At 33.8% G+C, this 2,683-nt stretch carries 1 protein-coding gene and 2 pseudogenes; 1 reads left to right on the top strand and 2 read right to left on the bottom strand.

Annotation, left to right across the window (positions count from 1 at the left end):
* Positions 1-156 (bottom strand): annotated as a pseudogene (locus CQA44_RS11765) (flagellin B); the annotation flags it as partial.
* Positions 157-981: 825 nt separating this feature from the next.
* The gene (locus CQA44_RS11760) at positions 982-2,199 is read right to left on the bottom strand and encodes an LL-diaminopimelate aminotransferase (protein ID WP_115547392.1); all 1,218 of its coding nucleotides are present in this window, start codon (positions 2,197-2,199) and stop codon (positions 982-984) included.
* A gap of 404 nt (positions 2,200-2,603) precedes the next feature.
* Between CQA44_RS11760 and CQA44_RS13550 the strand changes: the two are divergent.
* A pseudogene (locus tag CQA44_RS13550) lies at positions 2,604-2,683 on the top strand (RNA-binding protein); the annotation flags it as partial.

Genomic DNA, 2,683 nt, shown 5'->3' with positions numbered 1-2,683 from the left:
GTCTGCAATAATCATACCTGAAGCATCATCTGCTGCTTTGTTGATTCTCAAACCTGAACTTAACTTTTCCAAAGAATCTTTAAGACCTCTTTGGGTAACAACCGAATTAACATGTGCATTTAACGCATTAATATTGGTATTTGCTTGGAAAGCCATTTTAGTCTCCTTAAAATTTTTGCCTCTAAGTTTTCTTGTCTTGTTGAAAACTAAATCGGCAGTTTTCATTTTTTTGTTGAGATTTTTATAGAATTTATAGAATTTTGAATGTTTGAGAGTTGCTATAATCTTGGTTTATGAACAAGCAAAGCAACTTGCAGATGTATTGAGCATGACCTAACTATCATTATTGCTAGAGAAATTCTCTCTTTCTCTCATTATTGAACAAAGATAATCATGTGGTTCAAAAGCAAAAAAATAATAAGACATAAATTTTATCAGAGATAATGCACTCAAGGCTACAAGGCTTATGCAGAATGCGAATTGCACTGAAACGACAAAGAAGATTTTTAAGCCAAGACTAGCCAGAGGTCAAAATTTGCAATAATACAGTGAGAATCAGTAAGAATAAATAAAAAGGAATGACTCCACATAAACAAAACAATCTCAAACTAAGACTAACAATGGTGATAAAATCTTAAAGAATCTTATTCTTATACAGGATAACATTAAGAATCTGTGCTGCCATGTTACCCCATTCCTCTACTTTAATTATGGCTTTCTTTACCCAATTAAAGACTCTTACCTCTATAAGAATAAACAAAAGAGAAACGCTCCTTGTTTTTTCTTTTGCAAACAGAGTATGGATTCTAAGTGGAGGGAATGTAAAAGAATGATTTTAGCTTAAAGCTTAAAATCTATAAAGCTCTCTATTGTTCAAACAATAATGTATGAATCACAAATGCTCGTGTATCTTTGTGAAAATTAATCACAGAGATGACTGTAAATAACAATTCATATTGGTAGGATAGTGAGAAGGCAAACTTATTTTTCAGATTCTATAGCTTTTAAAAATCTTTTAATATTTTTTGCAGCTTGTCGAATTCTCTTTTCATTTTCAATCAATGCAATACGAACATAAGAATCTCCTGCAATACCAAACCCAGCCCCAGGACTTACTGCTACTTTCGCTTCTTCTAACAACCTCTTAGCAAATTCAAGACTGCCTAAGTGCGCACACTGTGGTGGAATCTTCGCCCAAATAAACATGCTAGCTTTGGGCATTTGCAATTTCCATCCTGCATTACCAAAAGATTCAACCATGACTTTCATGCGCTTTTCATATTTTGCTTTAACTATCAAAACCTCATCATCACACTCATTAAGTGCAATTGTGGCAGCAACTTGGATGGGTGTATAAATCCCATAGTCAATCCAGCCTTTGATTTTTTGTAGAGCCTCAACAATACGTCTATTGCCTGCTACAAAGCCAATCCTCCAGCCAGCCATATTATAGCTTTTGCTTAAGGTATAGGTTTCAACCGCAACATCTTTTGCCCCTTTGACCTCAAAAATACTAGGTGTCTTAAAATCCCCAAAGAATAGTTCTGCATAAGCAATATCGCTAATAATATAGAATCTTTCTTTCTTGGCAAGCTTTACTAACTTTTGATAAAAGCTTTTATAAACTACCACAGTCGTTGGATTATGTGGAAAATTCACAACAACAAATTTGGGTTTAGGAAAATTCTCATAGAGTGCTTTTTGCAATGCCACAAAGAAACTGTCCTCGTCTAATTCATATTCTGCATTATATGAGATAGGAAAAGTACTAACATTTGCGCCATTAATAATAAATGCGTGGTAATGAATAGGATATGCTGGCTCTGGGACTATGGCAAAATCCCCAACATTTGTAATGGCTTGCACCAAATGTACAAAGCCCTCCTTGCTCCCCATACCCACACAAACTTCAAGATTTGGATCTAGCTCTACGTCAAATCTACGTTTATACCAATCACATAGCGCGAGTCGTAACTTATAAATTCCCTTACTGACTGAATACCCTTGATTTTTAGGTTTTTTGGCACTTTCACAAAGCTTATCTATGACAATCTTGGGTGGCATACCATCGGGATTACCCATAGAAAAATCAATGACATCTTCTCCTTTTTGTCGCATGTTTAGTTTTATTTCATTAATCGTGCTAAATAAATATTTTGGCAAACGATTAATTTTGCCAAAAGAAATCTCTTCAAACATATCCGCTCCTTAACCTACAAAATCTTAACTCAATACAAGAGTATTTATTCTACCTTGTTAAAAGTGTTTTAACAAGATAATCCATGCAAATATAATATTGCTCCCACGCTTACACTTACAAAAACACACATTCAATGCTATTTCAGAACATCAAAAACATGGTCTTGCAGAATTTTCATATAGGGTAATAGAATTCATGGACAATCAACAGGGGTAACTAAGCAAAGATTATCGAAACAATATCAAATTACAACAAGATTCCAATCTACAAGCTCTTTAATTTTTCTTTATTCTCTTTGCTGTATTTTGTTTGTAAGTTACTCTTAACATTTATCAAGAACTAAAAATTAGACAAGTTTTTAGTTATAATATCTTAGATTCCAAAGCAAAGCAGGGACATAATCATGAAGAGTATCTACATTGGCAATCTTTCTTATCAAGCAACACAGCAGCAAGTTGTTGATTTATTTGCGCAATATGGAGA

It is taken from the genome of Helicobacter sp. MIT 14-3879, assembly GCF_003364125.1.
Note: the sequence above shows the minus strand (reverse complement) of the source record. Positions and strands in the feature narration are given on the sequence as shown.